Here is a 17,006-nt window from a genome sequence, read left to right as displayed (position 1 = left end):
CCTCAGCGGGCCGGGAGAACACAGGAGTCCATCCGGCGCCCACGCGGCCACCGCGAAACCCATCCACATCAGTCAGTCCAGCAGCCCTTCACGGGGCTGCCCTGGAACCGCCTACTCACGAATTAGGACTCCTGCTCGGATTCGTAGATGAACTCTGTGGCGCCGCGCCGGCTGCCGCAGTAATCGACGATTCCGTGCTCGATCTGCGCCCGCAGTGCCTTCTCGTACCCGTGGCGCTCGTATGCGCCGGAGTCGGCTCCGGCAATCGGCAGGAGGTGCGTGGTGAGGGCCTGGAGCCTCGGCCGCAGACCTGAAGTCGGTGAGACCTCGAACGCCCAGCCGTTGACGAAGCCACGGTCGATCCACCCCTTCAGCAGCGCAGGCATCGACCACCAGTACACGGGGAATATCAGCACGAGATCGGTGGCACGGTCGAGGCGACGCTGCTCACGGACGACGTCGGCCGGATAGGCGCCGACCTCGGGCGAATTCGGCCACGTGCTGACCGGAACGTCATTCGGGTGTCTCCCCACCGGATGCCTTCGCCCTGCCGGGAAGCTTGAGCAGCAGCGCCGGCTCGGCGCGATGTTCATCACCCGTGATGTTCATGTCGAGCATGGCGAGCAACGGGGCGAGCAGCACACCGGTCGGCACCAGCAACCCCCGGCGGCGGCGCCCGCCGCCCGGCGAGCACGCGCGGCGGAAATGGCACACGCGGTACCGAAGTGCGTAAGAATCAGGCCGAGTTCGGTACCGCGCCCCGGGCCGACGCTCCCCGTGCGGTGCAGGTCCCCTGCGCCGGGGCGGGGAATTGCCGCTGTCCGAGCGCGGCCCTCCGGGCATACGGCTCCATTGACGCCGCCCTTGGCCTTGCTTACTTTCAGCCGCCGGACCTTTAGCGCGGGGGGTTCTGTGTCCGTCCTCGACGACGACCTCGTCTGTGTCGAACATGCGCTGGCGTCACACCCGGACTTCGGCGACGCCGTGTTGAGCACGGTGAAGGCGGCGGAGTTCTATCGGTTCGCGGTCGACCTGCTGTGCGAGCGGTCGGGCGCGGTGGACCGGCTCGCCACCGGCATCCGTGACGAGAGCGGGGAGATTCCCCTGGCCGTCACCGAGGATCCCCTGGTGCGGGTCACCCTCGACGAGGCGGTCTCCCGACTGGAGCGGGGCTTCGTCGACGAAGCCGCCTGGAGCGAGGTCGCGACCATGCTGCGCCTGGTCGGCGACGCCCTGGCGGCACACGGCGCCCAGGCCGCTCCGACGGGTGCCGGTATCTCCGGCGGCCGCGCCGTACGGGTCGCGCCGGACCGGGAGGTCTGGCTGTGCGGCAGCGGCGCGGGCGGCCTCACGCCCTTGGGCCGTACCTTCCTCGACGTCTTCGAGCGGGACTTCCTGCGCGGTGTCCCCGGTGAACTGCTGGACCCGGCGCAGGAGTACGCGCGGCAGCTCGACACCGGCTTCGCCGCCCTGCACGCGCTCCTGCCGGAGCTGGCCGCAAGCGTCACAGCGCACTATGTGGGCGTGGGCGTCGTCGATGTCAGGACGGAGGGCGAAACGTTTCTCGCGGGCAACGTGGGCCGCATCCCCGGGGTGGTGTTCTTCTCGCCCAACCGCATGGCCCGTCCCTGGCGGTTCGCCGAGACGGCGCTCCACGAAGGGCTGCACCTCAAGCTCTTCGACATCCAGCGCTCGGCCAGCGTCTTCACCGCGCCCGAGCAGCTGGACGACGGCCCCAAGGTGAAGGTGCCGTGGCTGAAGTGGGCGTCGATGGTCGCGCCCAACGAGTGGTCCCTGGACCGGGCGCTGGGCGCCTTCCATGTCTACGCCCATATGGCGCTGTTCCGGCAGGCGCTGCGCACGAGGACGACTCCGGAGCTGCGGGAGCGCTTCGGCGAGCCGGAGGCCGAGGACCCGCCGTCGCTGTACCGCTTCGGAGCCGAACGCGCCCGGTATCTGGGCGCGGAGATCCTCCGCAGCGGCGGCGCGCTGACCGGGTCCGGACGCGAGTTCGTCAGCTGGCTGCTGGAGAGTGTGGACCGCGTGGAGGGGGTGGAGGGAGGTGTGCGTGTCTGACGTCCGCTACTCCAAGTCCCCGGGCCTGCGCACCCGCCCGGTCGAGGCAGCCGGATGCCTGCTCGTGTTCACCCCCGAGCGGCCGAAGGTGCACTGGCTCAACCTGGCCGGCTGGTATCTGTTCGAGCTCAGCGACGGCACCGGCGCGGAGCAGCTGGCGGCCGCGTACGCCGAGGCGGTCGCCCGGCAGGTGCCGTACGACGAGGCGGTGCGGCACGCGCGCGACTGCCTGGCCGATCTGGCCGAGCGCGGCATCCTCACCGCTGAACGACCAGCCCGCTGAATGACCAGCGGTGCGACCTCGGAGTCCCTGCGGCGCGCGGAAGGAGGTGACCATGACCGAGCAGCTGAAGAAGAGGCTGGCCAAGGCGGAGCACGTGACCCCGCCCAAGGCCGCGGCCCCCTCGCGGGACCAGCGTCTGTGGCCCCCGTGGTACATACAGAAGCACTGACGCAGGGCAGGTGCCGGGCCGTCACCCGTGGCGGCCCGGCAACCGTGGGAGGCGGGCGCCATGCGACAGATTCCCGTGCTCGTGGTGGGCGGCTCCCTCACCGGCCTGTCCGCTGCCGTGTTCCTGACCCTGCACGGCATACCGGTGACCGTCGTGGAACGCCGCCGGAGCGTTCTCCCCCACCCGCGGCTGCAGGGGATCACGCCCCGGTCCGTGGAGCTCTACCGGCAGGCCGGACTGGAACCCGGCATCCTCGCCCGGTGCCCGAGGAGCGCCCCGGCCGCACGCCTGGTGTCCGTGCGCGCCCGCACCCTGGCCGACGAGCACGAGGCGCTCGGCGACCCGGGCACCGCCGGGGAGCACGGCGCCGCCGGGCCGCTCTCCCCCTGCGCGTTCGCGCCCCTCGGCCAGGACGAACTGGAGACCCTGCTCGTCGAACGGCTGCGCGAGCAGGAGTGCGACCTTCGTCAGGGGACCGAGCTGACGGGTTTCGCCCAGGACCGCGACGGGGTGCGCGCCCACCTGCGCGGCCCGGACGGCAGAAACGAGGCCGTGTGCGCCCGCTACCTCATCGCCGCCGACGGGGCGTCCAGCGGTGTCCGACGGCGCCTCGGCATCGCCTCCCACGGCCCCGGCGCCCTGTTCCACATGGCCACCATGCACGTGCGTGCCGACCTGACACCGGCGCTGCGCGGCCGCGACATCGGCATGGCCTACCTGGAACGGCCGGCCGCGGGAACCACGCTGGGGCCGCTCGACTCCACCGGCCTGCACTGGTTCTTCGCCACCGCTGTGGCGGACGGGCAGCCCATGGACCCGGTGGCGTGGCTGCGTGCGGCGACCGGTGTGCCCTCGCTCGACGTGCGGCTGCTGGAGCAGATCCCGGGGACGCGGCAGATCTTCACCTTCCCGGTCGGCGCGCGTGTGGCCGAGCGCTACGGCGCGGGGCGGGTGTTCCTGGCCGGGGACGCGGCCCATCTGATGCCTCCCACCGGCACCCTCGGCGGCCACACGGGCATCGAGGACGCCCACAACCTCGCCTGGAAGCTGGCCCTGGTGCTGCGCGGCACGGCGGACCGGGCCCTCCTGACGACGTATGACGAGGAGCGGCGCCCCGTGGCCGAACGCAATATGCGTCAGTCCTACCTCCGCGGCCGCGCCCGGTGGCGACTGGCCGGATACGCGGACGACGAGCCGCCGGCAGACCTCGACACCCTGATGTTCGGCAGCAGCTACCGCTCCCCTGCCGTCCCCGGTGCCCCGGACGACGGGCAGCTCCTCGAACCCGCAGGGGAGTTGCAGGGCGCTCCGGGCACCCGGGCGCCGCACGTCCATGTCGTCCAGGACGGGGCGCCGCCGGTGTCCACCCTCGATCTGTACGGCACGGACTTCGTCGTCCTCGTGGGCCCGCGAGGCGACGGCTGGGCCGAGGCGGCCCACCGCGCCGGGCGGGCACTGGCGGCGCCCGTCGACGTGTACCACCTCGACCAGGAACTGGCCGCTCCGCACGGTCTGGGCCCGGAAGGGGCGCTGCTGGTGCGGCCCGACGGCCATGTGGCGTGGCGCGCGCCGCACGGCGCTGACGACGCCGACGCGCGGTTCGCACAGGCACTGCGCGCGGTACTGGCCCGGCCGGCGCCCCGGTCCTGAGAGGCGGCGACCGCAGTGCCGGTCTCCTGGGCTTCGCCTCTCCCGGGCTTCGCCGTGAGCCCGGAGGGCCGGGCCGCCGCCGAGGTCCCCCGGCGGCGGCCCGGCCCGGGAGCCGTCAGCGGTGCGCGGGCGGCTCCTCCTCCAGATGGCGCCGGACGATCGCGCAGACCTCGGCGCCGGGCCGCGGCTCGTGCAGGCCGATATGCGTGGCCTGGATGTCGTACGCGTGCAGCGGGCCCTCGACATGGGGCTCCCACAGCGGTGCGTACGACGCGTCGCGGTCGAGGGCCGCGTTGAAGAACAGCGTGACCCCGCGGTGGCCGCCAGGCTGGCTGAACTCCCGCACCATCCGGACGTGGCCGAGCAGGATGCGGGCCCCGTTCTCGACGAGCCGCTCGCGGTCGGCGGCGTCGTTGACGCCCGAGGACGCCACGTAGTCCGCGATGTCGCCGCGCACCGCGGCCGCGTCGTGCGTCGCCTGCCGCCCGGCGAACCAGTCGCCGGGCACGGAGTCGAGGATCGCGAGCAGCGGCACCTCGTGCCCGCGGCGCTGGAGTTCCACGGCGACCGCGTGGCCGAGGGTGCCCCCGATGGAGTGCCCGATCAGACGGGAGGGCCCGTCCGGCTGGACGCTGAGGATCTGCTCCACGTAGTCGGCGACCATCGCCTCGAAGGACGCCGGCAGCGGCGCCCCGTCGAAGCCCCTGGCCTGGATGCCGTAGACCGGCCGGTCGCCCAGCTGGGCCGCCATGCCCAGATAGGGCCAGCACAGTCCGAGGCCCGGGTGGATGAACCAGACGGGATCGCCGCTCCCGCCGCTCCGCAGCGGCAGGACCACGCCGAACGGGTCCGTCTCGCCGGTGGGCTCGCCCTGGTCGGTGAGGTGCTCCGCCAGTTGCGCGACGGTCGGGCTCTGGAACACCAGCCGTATCGGCACGTCCGCCATGAGCACCGCGCGGATGCGGCTGACCAGGGCCGTCGCGAGCAGGGAGTGGCCGCCCAGGTCGAAGAAGCTGTCGTCGATCCCGACCCGGTCGACCCCGAGCACGCCGGCGAAGACGCCCGCCAGGATCTCCTCCTGGGGAGTGCGGGGAGCGCGGTAGGGAGCCACTCCGGTGAACGCCGGCTGCGGCAGCGCCTTGTGGTCCACCTTTCCGTTCGGGGTCAGCGGGAGGTGTGCGAGGGACAGATACGCCGACGGCACCATGTGCTCGGGCAGCCGGCCCGCCACGAAGGAGTGCAGCTCCGCCGGAGCCGGTGCGTCCGCCGTCGGATCGGCGGGCACCACGTAGGCGACGAGCTGGTTGCCGGAGTCCGCGCCGGGCCGGGCCACCACCAGCGCCTGGGCGACCGCGTCATGCCGGGCGAGGACCGCCTCCACCTCGCCGGGTTCGATGCGGAAGCCGCGGATCTTGACCTGGCTGTCGGCCCGGCCCCGGAAGTCCAGCCGCCCGTCCGTACCCCAGGCCACCACGTCCCCGGTCCGGTACATCCGCTCACCCGGAGCCCCGAACGGGCACGCCACGAAGCGCTCGGCGGTCAGTCCCGAGCGGCCCAGGTAGCCACGGGCCAGGCCCGTCCCGGCCAGATACAGCTCGCCCGCGGCCCCCGGCGGCACCGGCCGCAGCGCGCCGTCCAGCACATAGGCGCGCGTGTCGTCCATCGGCCGCCCGATCGGCACCGACTCGGCGTCCGCGCCGGCCCGGGTGACCGGCTCGCAGGTGGCGACCACGGTGGTCTCCGTGGGCCCGTACGCGTTCACGATCTCCACGTCCGGGCAGGCGCGCCAGGTCTCGCGTACCGCCGCCGGGGACATCGCGTCCCCGCCGGTCCAGATCTCCTTCAGCCCCCGGAACGCCTCCGGCCGCGCCTGTGCGATCACCTTGAACAGGCCCGACGTCAAGAACGCTCCGGTCACCCGGTGCTCCTCCACCATCCGGGCCAGCACATCGGCGTCCACTCGGCCGGGCGGAGCCAGCACGGCCGTACGGCCGCGCAGCAGCGGAACCCACAACTCGTACGTGGATGCGTCGAACGCCTGCGCGGAGTGCATCAGCAGCCGCTCGCCGCCCTCGTCGCCGAAGCGCCCATCGCAGGCCAGGCCCGCAACGCCGCGCTGGGTGACGCCGACGCCCTTGGGCCTGCCGGTGGAGCCCGAGGTGTACATCACATACGCCAACTGGTCCGGATGCGCCGCCACGGCGGCCACCGGCCCGGCCGGCTCGCGGGCCAGCGCGGCCCCGGTCTCCGGCTCGTCCAGTCGCAGATACGGGCACACACCCTCCGGCAGCCCCGCGGCGACCTCCGAGCGGGTCACCACCAGCACCGGCGCCGCGTCCCGCAGCATGAACTCCAGCCGCTCGACCGGATACTCCGGATCCAGCGGCACATAGCCACCCCCCGCCTTCAGCACCGCCAGCACCGCCACCACCTGCTCCACCGAACGGGGCAGAGCAACCCCCACCGCCGCATCCCGGCCCACACCACGGGCAGCCAGCAGCCGGGCGAGCCGGTTCGCCCGCTCGTCCAGCTCCCGGTAGGTGACCTCCTGCTGTCCGGAGACCACGGCGACCCGGTCCGGGCCCGCCGCGACCTGCTCGGCGAAGACCTCCGCCACCGTCCGCCGCTCGTCGGGCGCCGCCGGGCCGTTGAAGTCGGCGACGAGCCGTCGGCGTTCGGCGGGGGCGAGGAGGTCGATGTGGCCGACGCGGGCCTGGGGGTCCTCGGCGATGCGGGTCAGCACGCGGGCGAAGCGCGTGGCGTAGTCGTCGGCGGTGGCCTGGTCGAAGGCGTGCCGCTGGAACTGGATGTTCAGCCGCGGGTGCGGGCCGTCGGGATAGACGAAGACGGCCAGCGGATAGTGGCTGGGGGTGAACGCGCGGACGCCGGTGACGGAGATCCCGGCCGCCGCGCCGGCCTCGGCGATGGCCGCCCGGTCCATCGGGAAGGACTCGAAGCCGATGACGGTGTCGAAGAGCGCCTTGTGGCCCGTCAGGTGGTGCAGCTCGCTGAGCGCGTAGTGGTGGTGCTCCTGCAGCGCGCCCTGCCGGTCCTGCAGGCCGGTGAGGAGCTCGGCGAGCGTGTCCGACGGCGCGCAGCGCACCCGTACCGGAAGCGTGTTGAGGAACATGCCGACGATCGAGTCCACCCCGGGCAGCTCGGGCGGGCGCCCGGCGACACTGGTGCCCAGGACCACGTCCTGACGGCCCGTCACCTGGCTCAGGAGGAGCGCCCAGGCGCCCTGGACGAGCGTGTTGAGCGTCAGCCCCAGCTCGGCGGCCCTGCGCGGCAGCTCACGGGCCTGTTCGCCGGACAGGGGCACGTCGACCTGGCCGATGCCGAGGCTCTCACCGGGCCCGGCGGCGGGAGCGAGCAGCGTCGGCTCCTCCAGGCCGCTGAGCTCCTGGCGCCAGGCACGCGCTGACGCCTCGGCGTCCCGCCCGCCCAGCCAGGCCAGGAAGTCGCCGAAGCCGCGGGAGCGCGGCTCCTCGCCCGCGGGCCCGCCGCTGTAGCAGCGCAGCAGGTCGGCCACCAGCAGGGGCACCGACCAGCCGTCGAACAGGACGTGGTGCGAGGAGAGGACGAGCTCGAAGCGCTCGTCGGCGAGCCGCACCAAGTGCAGCCGCAGCATCGGCGGGTCCGCCGGGTCGAAGTGCTCGCGCAGGTCGGCGGCGAGGAGGCCCTCGAAGGCTTCGTCCTGCGCTTCGCCCGCGAGGTGGCCGAGGTCGGTGCAGGCGTACGGCAGCCGCAGCCCGTCGATGACGAGCTGGACGAGACGGCCGTCGGCGTCCGGGACGAACGCGGTGCGCAGGGCCGCGTGCCGGTCGAGGACCGCCTGTCCGGCCGCCCGCATCCGCTCGGCGTCGACCGGGCCGAACAGGTGGAGCGTGTACTGCTCCTGGTAGGTGTCGAAGGAGTCGCCGCCGGGGACGGTGCCGGGCAGCTGGCTGTGGAAGAGGATGCCGGACTGGACGGGTGAGGTCGGCCAGATCTCGGCCAGTCCGGGATGGCGCCGCTCCCACCCGTCGATGTCGGCCTGCGTGACGGCGGCCAGCGGGACGTCGGAGGGAGTGAGGCCGCCCGCGCCGGCCCGGCCGGTGTGCCGGGCCAGTGCGCCGAGGGCCTGGCACCACAGGTCGGCCAGCTCGTGCACGGCCTCGGGGGCGAGCACGCCCTCGGGGGCGGCGAACCGGGCGCTCAGGCGCGGGCCCTGCGCGGTGTCGGTGACGGCGGCGTTGATGTCGAGCTCGGCGAGCGCGGGCATACGGGGGTCGTGGGCGGCGTCCAGGACCTCCAGGTCGGCCACGTCGTGGGCCTGGGTGAAGCCGAGCCCGCGCAGCTCGGCGGGCATGTCCGCGGCCGTGGAGAACCGGCCGAGGTAGTTGAAGGAGACCTGCCCGCCCGGGTAGGGGGCCAGGGACAGCGCGGTGTCCGGGTTGAGATGGCGCAGCAGGCCGTAGCCGATACCCTTGTCCGGGATCGCGCGCAGCTGCTCCTTGACGGCCTTGACGGCGCGCCCGGCCGCGGGGCCGCCCGCGAAGGCGTCCGCCAGGTCGGTGTCCGCGAGGTCGAGGCGCACGGGGTAGACGCTGGTGAACCAGCCGACCGTACGGCTCAGGTCGGCGCCCGGAGCGGCGGCCTCCTCGCGGCCGTGGCCCTCCAGGCGGATCAGGGCCGAGGGCTCCCGCACGCCGCGCGCCTGCCGCCAGCGGGTCAGCGCCAGGGCGAGGGCGGCGAGGAGCCCGTCGTTGACCTCGCCGTGGAAGGCGGCGGGCAGCTCGGTCAGCACGGCCTCGGTGACGTCCGCGGGCAGTTCGACGCGCGTCTCGCGCACCGTGGCCCGCACGTCCACGTCCGGGTCGACGCGCCGGGCGCCGAGGAGCGGGTCGGGGCCGTCCACGACGGATCGCCACAGGTCGAGTTCGGCCACCCGGCCGGGGCTCGCGGCCTCCTCGGCGAGGGCGTGCGCCCAGCGCCGTACCGAGGTGCCCACGGCGGGCAGCCGCGGGGTGCGGCCGGCGCGCACCTGGCTCCAGGCGGCCGCGAGGTCCGGCAGGAGGACGCGCCAGGACACGCCGTCGACGACCAGGTGGTGCAGGACGACGAGCAGCCGCCCGGCCGTCTGCGGTCCGGCGTCGAACCACACGAACTGGGCGACCACGCCGGTGGCCGGGCTCAGCCGGCCGGCCGCCGCGTCGAGTTCGGCCAGGAGCAGGGTGCGCCAGGCGTCGGGCCGCTGCGCCCAGTCGCCGTCGCACGCGACGCGCCGCAGCAGGGGCGCGGGGTCCACGGTGCCGGGTGCGGCGACCGCCAGGCCGCCGTCGCCTTCCTCGACCAGGCGGCAGCGCAGCAGGTCGTGCCGGTCGAGGACCGCGGCGAGGGTCCCGGTCAGGCCCGCCTCGTCGATGTCCTGGGGCAGGTCGAGGACCATTGTCTGCAGGAACCGGTCGAAGCCGGGGCCCAGGTCCCCCAGCCAGCGCGCGACCGGCAGCAGCGGCATCCGGCCGGTGCCGCCGCCGTCCAGCTCCTCCAGGGCCGGTGCCGCGCCCCGCTGGTCGGCGGCCGCCTCCGCCAGGCGGGAGACGGTGCGGCAGGCGAAGACCTGCCGGGAGCTGATCTCCAGGCCCTGGGCGCGGGCCCGCGAGACCAGTTGCAGGGACTGGATGCTGTCGCCGCCCAGCGTGAAGAAGTCGTCGTCGACGCCGACCCGGTCGACCGCGAGGACCTCGGCGAACAGCCGCGCCAGCGCTTCCTCGGCCGCCGAGTCCGGCGCCCGGTAGGCGGTCTCCTGGGCCGGCGGTTCGGGCAGGGCCGCCTTGTCCACCTTGCCATTGGGGGTCAGCGGCAGCCGGTCGAGCACCAGGACGCGCGCCGGGACCATGAACTCCGGCAGCCGCGCGGCCGCGAAAGCCCGCAGCTCTCCGGGCGCGAACCCGGCGTCGAGGGCCAGGTGCCCGGTTCCGCGGCCCGCCTGCTCCTCCGCTTCGGCCTCGGCGGGCACGACGTACCCGATGAGCTGCGTACCCCGGCTGCCGTGCGCCCCGCCGGCGTCGCCGGGCTCGTGTGTGTCGTAGGTGTCGTAGGTGTCGTACGTGGTGACGACGGCGTGCGCCACTCGCGGGTGGGCCGCGAGCGCCGCCTCGACCTCGCCGGTCTCGATGCGCAGGCCCCGGACCTTCACCTGGTCGTCGGAGCGCCCCAGGTACTCCAGCTGGCCGTCGTCGCCCTGGCGCACGATGTCGCCGGTGCGGTACATCAGCGCGCCGGCGGGGCCGAACGGGTCGGCGAGGAACCGGGCCGCGGTGAGGCCGGGGCGGTTCAGATAGCCGCGGGCCAGGCTGGGGCCCGCCACATACAGCTCGCCCGCCGTGCCCGGCGCCACCTGGCCGAGGCGCTCGTCGAGCACATAGAGGCGGGAGCCCGCGACGGGCGTGCCGATCGGGACCCGGTGGGAGTCCAGGGGGGTGCTGAGGGCGGCGCAGACGGTGGTCTCGGTGGGCCCGTAGGCGTTGACGAAGCGGCGGCCGGTGCCCCACTGGGCGGCCAGCCGGGGCGGGCACGCCTCGCCGCCGACGATGAGGCTGCCGAGGCCGGTGAGCTTCGCGGGCGCGTCGGCGGGCAGGGTGGTCACCACCGCGGGCGGCAGCGTGGCGTGGGTGACGCGGCTGTCGGCGAGCAGGTGGGCGAGGTCGTCGCCGACGGGGCGCGCCTGCTCGGGCACGACCAGGGCCGCGCCGTTGGTGAGGGCCATCAGCGCGTCCCACACCGCGGCGTCGAAGCTCGGCGAGGAGAACTGCAGGACGCGGGCCCCGGGGGTGATGTCGAAGTGCTCGCGGTGCGTCGCACGCAGCGCGGCGAGCCCGCCGTGGGTGACGGCGACGCCCTTGGGCAGGCCGGTGGAGCCCGAGGTGTAGATGACGTACGCGCTGTTGGCCACCGCGGCGCCGGACCGGTCGGCGTCGGTCGGCGGGGAGGGGTCCGCCGCTGCGAGCTCGGCCGCGGACTCCGCCGTGTCCAGGCTCAGGACGGGCGCGTCCAGTGCGGGGATCTGCCCGGTGGTGGCCGTGTCGGACAGGACGAGGGCGGCTTTCGAGTCCGCCACCATGAAGGCGAGCCGCTCGGCGGGGTAGTCCGGGTCCAGCGGGAGATACGCGCCGCCCGCCTTGAGCACCGCCAGCGCCGAGGCCCAGAAGCGCGGCGACTGCCGCAGCGCGACGCCGACGATCGACTCCCGACCCACACCGCGCGCGACGAGCAGCCGCGCCAGCCGGTTCGCCCGCGCGTCCAGCTCCCGGTATGTCAGTTGTTCCGTACCGAACACCACGGCCACCGCGTCCGGCGACGCGGCTGCCTGTCGTTCGAACAGCTCGGAGAACGTCGCCATCGGCATTTCCGCGGTCAACTCGGAATCCAACATTCCAGAAGCTCCTATCTGCCTTGCCAGTCGGCCCCGCCGGCGGATGGGACCACCGCAACCCTTACTCGTGAACACCCGTATACGCACCTGTTCAGTTGCCTTGTCCGGGCAACGGGACACACCTGTCCGGCGCGGCCGCTGAGCACCCGGCAAGGAACAGGACAGATTTCCCGGGAATCGGCAACGCGGTGCGGCGGGCACGGCGCGCGGCAGGCGCGAGGGGAATCCAGGAATACGGAGGGCACACCGCCGTGAATTCACCGCGATTCCGTGCGCCCGGGATTATCGACCGCCGCACCAGAAGCAGCAGGAGACGACATCAAGCCACGTCCGCCCCAGTGGAACCGGCCGGACCGCCGACAATGACCGGCTCCCCCGCAGAACGGAGCGGAATCCTCCGCCTGCGGCGCAGGGGAGGCGGACTTCCGACGCGGAAAAGCGGCCGGGGATGCCTGATTCCCCATCAGGTCGCACACGGCGGCGGCACCGGGAAAACGCCGCGGCCGGAATGGCGCGCAGAACCTGCGGCCTACTCCGCCCGCTACCGCTTCCGCCGCCCGGGGGCGCGCCGGGCGACCCGGATCCCGCATGTCATGAACTCGAAAAAAGCCGGGCGCGGCACACCCGGATCCGCTCGGAGGGCGCTCTTCCGGAGAATCGCCGGGCGGTTTCCGGAAACACCTCCCGCCGCGGTTACGCTCGCGGGAGTGCCAGCCGCACGGCCGCCCCCGTCACCGCCGGTTGAACACGGCGCCGCCGGCGTCCGTACCCGGGGGCGGAACCCGTCCGCCACACGAACGGAAACACGCCATGAGCCACCCCCTCACCTCCCGCAGGTCGGTCCTCGCCGCCGCCGGCCTGGCCGGGCTCGCCGGCACCCTCAGCGCCTGCGGGGACTCGGACGACGACAGCCCCGGCGAGGACGCGCAGAAGTCGCCGGACACCCAGGAGTCACCGGAGAGCGGGGACGACAGCGGAGACGGAGACGAAGACAGCGACGGCGGCGACGGCGACGGCGACGAGGGCGGCGCCGAGCTCGGGCAGGCCGCCGACATCCCCGAGGGCGGCGGCCAGGTCTTCAAGGACCGGAAGGTCGTCGTCACACAGCCCCGCAAGGGCGAGTTCAAGGGCTACTCGGCGACCTGCACCCACCAGGGCTGCCTGGTGAAGGAGGTGGCGGACGGCACCATCAACTGCGCCTGCCACGGCAGCAAGTTCGACATCGCGGACGGCAGCGTGCGGACCGGCCCCGCGACCCGCTCACTCCCGACCCGTGACGTCACGGTGCGGGACGGCACCCTCCGGCTGGACTGAGCCGGAGCCGCCCTCCGGCCGGGCCCAGCAGCGGATCACGTCGTCCGCCGCGGTGACGGTCGAGACCAGCGCCAGGGTGTGCCGGATGACCGCGCGGGCGTAGTCGGGGGGCACTCCGGCGACGGCGTCGGCCGGGACCACGGCGGTGTACCCGAGGTTGACCGCGTCGAAGACCGCGTTGGGGATCGCCACGTTCACCGACACGCCCGCCACGACGAGCGTGCGCACCCCCAGGTTCCGCAGCAGCGCGTCGACGTCCGTCCCGGCGAGGGGCGAGAGGCCGTGCAGCCGCCGGACGACGAGGTCCTGGGCCGCGACCGGGATCGGGTCGGCGACCCGGACCGCGTCGCTGCCGGCGAGCTGCTGGACGGGAAGCCGCCCGGCGGCGCGGAAGAGGCGCGCGTTCCGGCTGGCGCCCCGGCCGTCCGGGCGGCGTTCGGCGACGGCGTGCAGCACCTGGGCGCCGGCCGCGTGCGCCGCGGCGGCCAGCCGGGCGATCCGCTCCAGGGCGCCGGAGGCACGTACCTCGTCCGCGAGTTCGGGCAGCGCGCTGTTGTCCCCCACCACACCGCGCTGGCACTCGACGGTGAGCAGTGCCGTGGTGGCGGGCTCCAGCAGCGCCGCGAGCGCGCCGTCGGTCTCCTGCGTGGCCATGGCGCCGCACGATAGGGCCCATTGCGCGAGGCCGGAAGACGGCGGAGGATTCCCGGCAGAACTTTCTGACGGAGTATCAGTTGTCGTACGGGTCGGCAGCGGCACCGGGGAGGGCGGAACCCATGGCTGTCACGGAGCAGCGGCGCGGCCGCCGGATCATGATGACACCGCAGGAGCTGGACGCGTTCCTGACCCGGCAGCGCACCTGCCGGGCCGCGACGGTCGGCGCCGACGGCGCGCCGCACGTGGGAGCGCTGTGGTTCTGCTGGCACGGCGGCTCGCTGTGGCTGTACTCGCTGGTCCGCAGCAGGCGGTGGGCCCAGTTGCTGCGCGACCCCCGGCTGGCGGTGGTCGTGGACGACGGCCTGGAGTACGGGGAGTTGCGCGGCGCCGAGCTGTCCGGGCGCGCGGTGCGGGTGCGCGAGGCACCGCGTACCGGCGCGCCGTGCCCGGAGCTGGCGGCGCCCGAGCGGCTGTTCGCCCGCAAGTACTTCGGCGGGGACCGGATGCCGCACGACGGTCGCCACGGATGGCTGCGGCTGACGCCGGACCGCACCCTCTCCTGGGACTTCCGCAAGCTGTGAGGCGTGCCGCCTCAGCCGTCGCGGCGGGCGCGGGCCGGGCGGGCGGCGGCGGTGAGGGCGTCGGCCAGCGGCGCGGTGTCGGCCGGGCCGAGGGTGGAGACCGTCACCCGGAGGCCCGGCGGGGAGGCGAGCCGGTAGCGCGCGCCGGGAGCCACCGCCCAGCCCTGGTGCAGCAGCCGCGCCACCGCTCCGGTCTCGTCGGGCACCGGCAGCCACACGTTCATACCGCTGCGCCCGCGGCCCTCGACTCCCCGCTCGGCCAGCGCGCCGAGCAGCGCCTCCCGGCGCCGTCCGTACGCGCGGGCCACCCGGCCGGGCACGACGGTGCCGGACTCCCACAGGTGCGCGACCGCGTGCTGGAGCAGATGGCTGACCCAGCCGGGGCCGAGCCGCTGGCGCCCCCGCACCCGGTCGACGGTGAGCCGGTCCCCGGCGAGCAGAGCGAGGCGGATGTCGGGGCCGTACGCCTTGGCCGTGGAGCGGGCCAGCGCCCAGTGTTCGGTCGCGCCCGCCAGCGGGTGCAGGGGCAGGTCGACGATGCCGTGGCCGTGGTCGTCCTCGACCAGCAGGGTGCGGGGCCGGGCGGCGAGCACGGCGCGCAGTTCGCGGGCGCGGGCGGCCGAGACCGCGGCACCGGTCGGGTTCTGCGCGCGGCAGGTGAGGACGGCGGCCCGCGCGCCCTCCCGCAGGGCGCGCTCCAGCTCGCCGGCGAGCGGCCCCTCGTCGTCGACGGCGACCGGGACCGGTCGCAGGCCCAGCGCGGGCACCAGGTCCAGCAGGCTGCTCCAGCCCGGGTCCTCGACGGCGACGGAGTCGCCGGGGCGCAGATGTGCGTCGAGCACGCGCTCGATGGCGTCCAGCGCGCCGGAGGTGACGGCCAGGTCCCCGGCCGGGACCCCGTCCGCCGCCAGCGAGGCGCGGGCCAGCTCCGCGAGTCCGGGCTCGACGGCCGGCGCCCCGTACAGCACCGGGCGGCGGCCGACGCGCTCCGCCGCGGCGGCCAGCGCGGCGCCGAGGGGCGGCAGCAGGGCGGGGTCCGGGTTTCCGGTGGCGAGGTCCCGGGCGTCCGCGGGGGCTTCGAGGCCGAGCGACTCGCGCGGGGTGCTGGCGGGCCGGGAGCGCACCCGGCTGCCGCGCCGCCCCGCTGTCTCGATGACCCCGCGCTCGCGCAGCGTGCGGTACGCGGCCGCCACGGTGTTCGGGTTGACGCCCAGCTCCCCCGCCAACTCCCGTACGGGCGGCAGCACATGGCCCGGCGGCAGGGTGCCCTCGCCGACGCCCCGCTCCACGCTCGCGGCGATCTCCGCTGCGCGACTCCCCTCGATCCTGTATTCTCCTAGCACAAAGCAAATTATGTACTAGTGCAAAATACGATGCAAGGGGAGGCACCGTGTCCACCGCCGAGATCCCGCACGACACCCCCGAGAGCTATCCCAGGACCGCGCGCACCACTCCCACCCGGGCCCGCGAGCGCGCCACGTACGACCGCGCGTTCGTGCACGGGGTGCTCGACGAGGGCTATCTGTGCCACCTGGCCTTCGTCCGGGAGGGTGCGCCCGTCTGCCTCCCGATGCTGTACGCCCGGGTGGACGAGCGGCTGTACATACACGGCTCCACGGGCGCCCGGCCGCTGCGCGAGGCGGGCGAGGCCGACCCCGGCCTGCCGGTCTGCGTCACGGTCACCCATGTCGACGGCCTGGTGCTGGCCAAGTCCGTGTTCCACCACTCCGTCAACTACCGCTCGGTCGTGGTCCACGGCCACGCGTGCGCGGTGACGGACGAGGAGGAGCGGTCGACGGCGCTGGACGCGCTGACGAACTCGGCCGTGCCGGGCCGCGCCGACGACTCGCGCCGGGGCAGCCCCAAGGAGCTGGCGGCCACCGCCGTGCTCCGGATCGACCTGGAGGAGGTCTCGGCGAAGTCCCGTACGGGCGGCCCCAACGACGAGCCGGAGGACCTCGACCTCCCGTACTGGACGGGCGTGCTCCCCGTCGCGACCGCGTACGGCGAGCCGGTTCCGGCCGACTACCTCGCCCCCGGCGTCCCGGTGCCCGGCTACCTCACCGCGCGCGGCCGCAGGCTGCGCTGACGCCTCGTGCGCGTGCGCCCGGCGCGGGGGCGCGTCCTCCCGGGGCCCGACAGGAGGGGCCCGGGTCACCTCACCGGCTGCAGCCGCAGCGCGAGGCGGTCGGTGTCCACGCCGGACCGCCGCAGCACCTCGGCGGCGCGGCACTCGCCGTCGGCCAGGACGCCGGCGAAGAGGTCCACCCCCTCGGCGTGCGGGGCGCCCCGGTCCCGCGCCCGCTCGCGGGCGAGCCGCAGCGCCGCGGTCGCGCTGGGCGACCAGCCCGGCACACCGCCGGGCTGGTCGGCGATGGCGGGAACCGCGCCCGAGTCCTCCACGCTGCTCTGCCAGCGCAGGCCGTAGCCGATGCTGCGCTGGACGAGGTAGCCGAGCAGTCTGCCCACCCGGGGGCCCGGATCGCCGGGATCGCCCGGGTCACGGCCGTCGAGCAGCTCCCACACCTCGCGGTCCGACTCCAGCAGGCTGTGCAGCAGATGCGCCGTGTCGATCTGACGGTCACCGTCGCGGGCCGCGCGCCGGCGCGCGGCAGCCACCGTCGCGGCGAGGGCGTCGCTGATCTGCTCTCCGACTCCCTCGCCGACCGGGCCGCCGGGAGGTGTAGAACTCTGCACCAGGCCACCACATCACGGACACCGGCTCGGGGGCATCGGCGCTCCGTGGCATATGCTCGTCCCCCAGCAGTTGGGCACAGTTGTCCGACTTCTCCTCCCTGGGGAGGAGAAGAGCCCGCCGCCTGCCCTCACCCGTCCCGCACCCGCGACGCTGGGCAACCA

Annotated in this window: 13 protein-coding genes; 7 read left to right on the top strand and 6 right to left on the bottom strand. The window is 74.5% G+C overall.

Features of this window, described 5'->3' with window-relative positions; translation table 11 throughout:
* Nucleotides 1-122: 122 nt before the first annotated feature.
* Nucleotides 123-533 carry an NAD(P)H-dependent oxidoreductase gene (locus G5C65_RS13900; protein ID WP_338146380.1) on the bottom strand — a complete coding sequence of 137 codons (411 nt, stop codon included), beginning with the start codon at nt 531-533 and terminating at the stop codon, nt 123-125.
* A complete protein-coding gene (locus G5C65_RS40435; protein ID WP_338146379.1) occupies nt 514-654 on the bottom strand; it encodes a hypothetical protein in 141 nt (46 codons plus the stop codon). The genes G5C65_RS13900 and G5C65_RS40435 overlap by 20 nt, the downstream gene beginning before the upstream one ends.
* A 258-nt stretch (nt 655-912) precedes the next feature.
* Between G5C65_RS40435 and G5C65_RS13895 the strand changes: the two genes are divergently transcribed.
* From G5C65_RS13895 to G5C65_RS13885, 4 genes are read left to right on the top strand one after another with little or no spacing between them, the layout of a single operon-like run.
* Nucleotides 913-2,076: an aKG-HExxH-type peptide beta-hydroxylase gene (locus G5C65_RS13895; RefSeq protein WP_165299113.1), complete on the top strand. Its 1,164-nt coding sequence runs from the start codon at nt 913-915 to the stop codon at nt 2,074-2,076.
* Nucleotides 2,069-2,359, top strand: coding sequence for a PqqD family peptide modification chaperone (locus tag G5C65_RS13890; RefSeq protein WP_165299112.1), 291 nt, complete (start codon nt 2,069-2,071; stop codon nt 2,357-2,359). Before G5C65_RS13895 ends, G5C65_RS13890 begins: the two co-directional genes overlap by 8 nt.
* A gap of 52 nt (nt 2,360-2,411) precedes the next feature.
* A complete protein-coding gene (locus tag G5C65_RS40920; RefSeq protein WP_478501605.1) occupies nt 2,412-2,528 on the top strand; it encodes an LWPPW motif RiPP peptide in 117 nt (38 codons plus the stop codon).
* Between the two features lie 60 nt (nt 2,529-2,588).
* Complete coding sequence (locus tag G5C65_RS13885; RefSeq protein WP_165299111.1) at nt 2,589-4,178, top strand: FAD-dependent monooxygenase; 1,590 nt, start codon at nt 2,589-2,591, stop codon at nt 4,176-4,178.
* Nucleotides 4,179-4,293: 115 nt separating this feature from the next.
* Here the strand turns inward: G5C65_RS13885 and G5C65_RS13880 are convergent, their stop codons facing one another.
* Entirely contained in the window at nt 4,294-11,595 is a 7,302-nt protein-coding gene (locus G5C65_RS13880) for a non-ribosomal peptide synthetase (RefSeq protein ID WP_165299110.1), read from the bottom strand.
* 810 nt (nt 11,596-12,405) lie between these two features.
* Between G5C65_RS13880 and G5C65_RS13875 the strand changes: the two genes are divergently transcribed.
* On the top strand, nt 12,406-12,909 hold the full coding sequence (locus G5C65_RS13875; RefSeq protein ID WP_165299109.1) for a Rieske (2Fe-2S) protein: 504 nt from the start codon (nt 12,406-12,408) through the stop codon (nt 12,907-12,909).
* Here G5C65_RS13875 and G5C65_RS13870 read toward each other — a convergent pair.
* Nucleotides 12,856-13,563: an isochorismatase family protein gene (locus G5C65_RS13870; RefSeq protein WP_165299108.1), complete on the bottom strand. Its 708-nt coding sequence runs from the start codon at nt 13,561-13,563 to the stop codon at nt 12,856-12,858. The two genes, G5C65_RS13875 and G5C65_RS13870, sit on opposite strands and share 54 nt — an antisense overlap.
* Nucleotides 13,564-13,685: 122 nt before the next feature.
* On the opposite strand from G5C65_RS13870, the gene G5C65_RS13865 reads away from it, so the two are divergent.
* Nucleotides 13,686-14,147: a pyridoxamine 5'-phosphate oxidase family protein gene (locus tag G5C65_RS13865; RefSeq protein ID WP_165299107.1), complete on the top strand. Its 462-nt coding sequence runs from the start codon at nt 13,686-13,688 to the stop codon at nt 14,145-14,147.
* Nucleotides 14,148-14,158: 11 nt separating this feature from the next.
* Here G5C65_RS13865 and G5C65_RS13860 read toward each other — a convergent pair whose 3' ends face one another.
* A complete protein-coding gene (locus tag G5C65_RS13860; protein WP_165299106.1) occupies nt 14,159-15,490 on the bottom strand; it encodes an aminotransferase class I/II-fold pyridoxal phosphate-dependent enzyme in 1,332 nt (443 codons plus the stop codon).
* Between the two features lie 47 nt (nt 15,491-15,537).
* Between G5C65_RS13860 and G5C65_RS13855 the strand changes: the two genes are divergently transcribed.
* The gene (locus tag G5C65_RS13855; RefSeq protein ID WP_165299105.1) at nt 15,538-16,236 is read left to right on the top strand and encodes a pyridoxamine 5'-phosphate oxidase family protein; all 699 of its coding nucleotides are present in this window, start codon (nt 15,538-15,540) and stop codon (nt 16,234-16,236) included.
* 65 nt (nt 16,237-16,301) lie between these two features.
* Here the strand turns inward: G5C65_RS13855 and G5C65_RS13850 are convergent, their stop codons facing one another.
* Nucleotides 16,302-16,844, bottom strand: coding sequence for a Clp protease N-terminal domain-containing protein (locus tag G5C65_RS13850; RefSeq protein ID WP_420903311.1), 543 nt, complete (start codon nt 16,842-16,844; stop codon nt 16,302-16,304).
* Between the last annotated feature and the right edge of the window lie 162 nt (nt 16,845-17,006).

Origin of the sequence: Streptomyces boncukensis, from assembly GCF_011045075.1 — a bacterium.
Classification (GTDB): domain Bacteria; phylum Actinomycetota; class Actinomycetes; order Streptomycetales; family Streptomycetaceae; genus Streptomyces; species Streptomyces boncukensis.
This window is presented reverse-complemented; position numbering and strand designations above follow the sequence as displayed.

Excerpts from the sequence above, each read along its gene's own strand:
- G5C65_RS13865 (WP_165299107.1), top strand. The coding sequence starts at position 13,686 with ATGGCTGTCACGGAGCAGCGGCGCGGCCGCCGGATCATGATGACACCG.
- G5C65_RS40920 (WP_478501605.1), top strand. The coding sequence starts at position 2,412 with ATGACCGAGCAGCTGAAGAAGAGGCTGGCCAAGGCGGAGCACGTGACC.
- G5C65_RS13875 (WP_165299109.1), top strand. The coding sequence starts at position 12,406 with ATGAGCCACCCCCTCACCTCCCGCAGGTCGGTCCTCGCCGCCGCCGGC.
- G5C65_RS13885 (WP_165299111.1), top strand. The coding sequence starts at position 2,589 with ATGCGACAGATTCCCGTGCTCGTGGTGGGCGGCTCCCTCACCGGCCTG.
- G5C65_RS13880 (WP_165299110.1), bottom strand. The coding sequence starts at position 11,595 with ATGTTGGATTCCGAGTTGACCGCGGAAATGCCGATGGCGACGTTCTCC.
- G5C65_RS13870 (WP_165299108.1), bottom strand. The coding sequence starts at position 13,563 with ATGGCCACGCAGGAGACCGACGGCGCGCTCGCGGCGCTGCTGGAGCCC.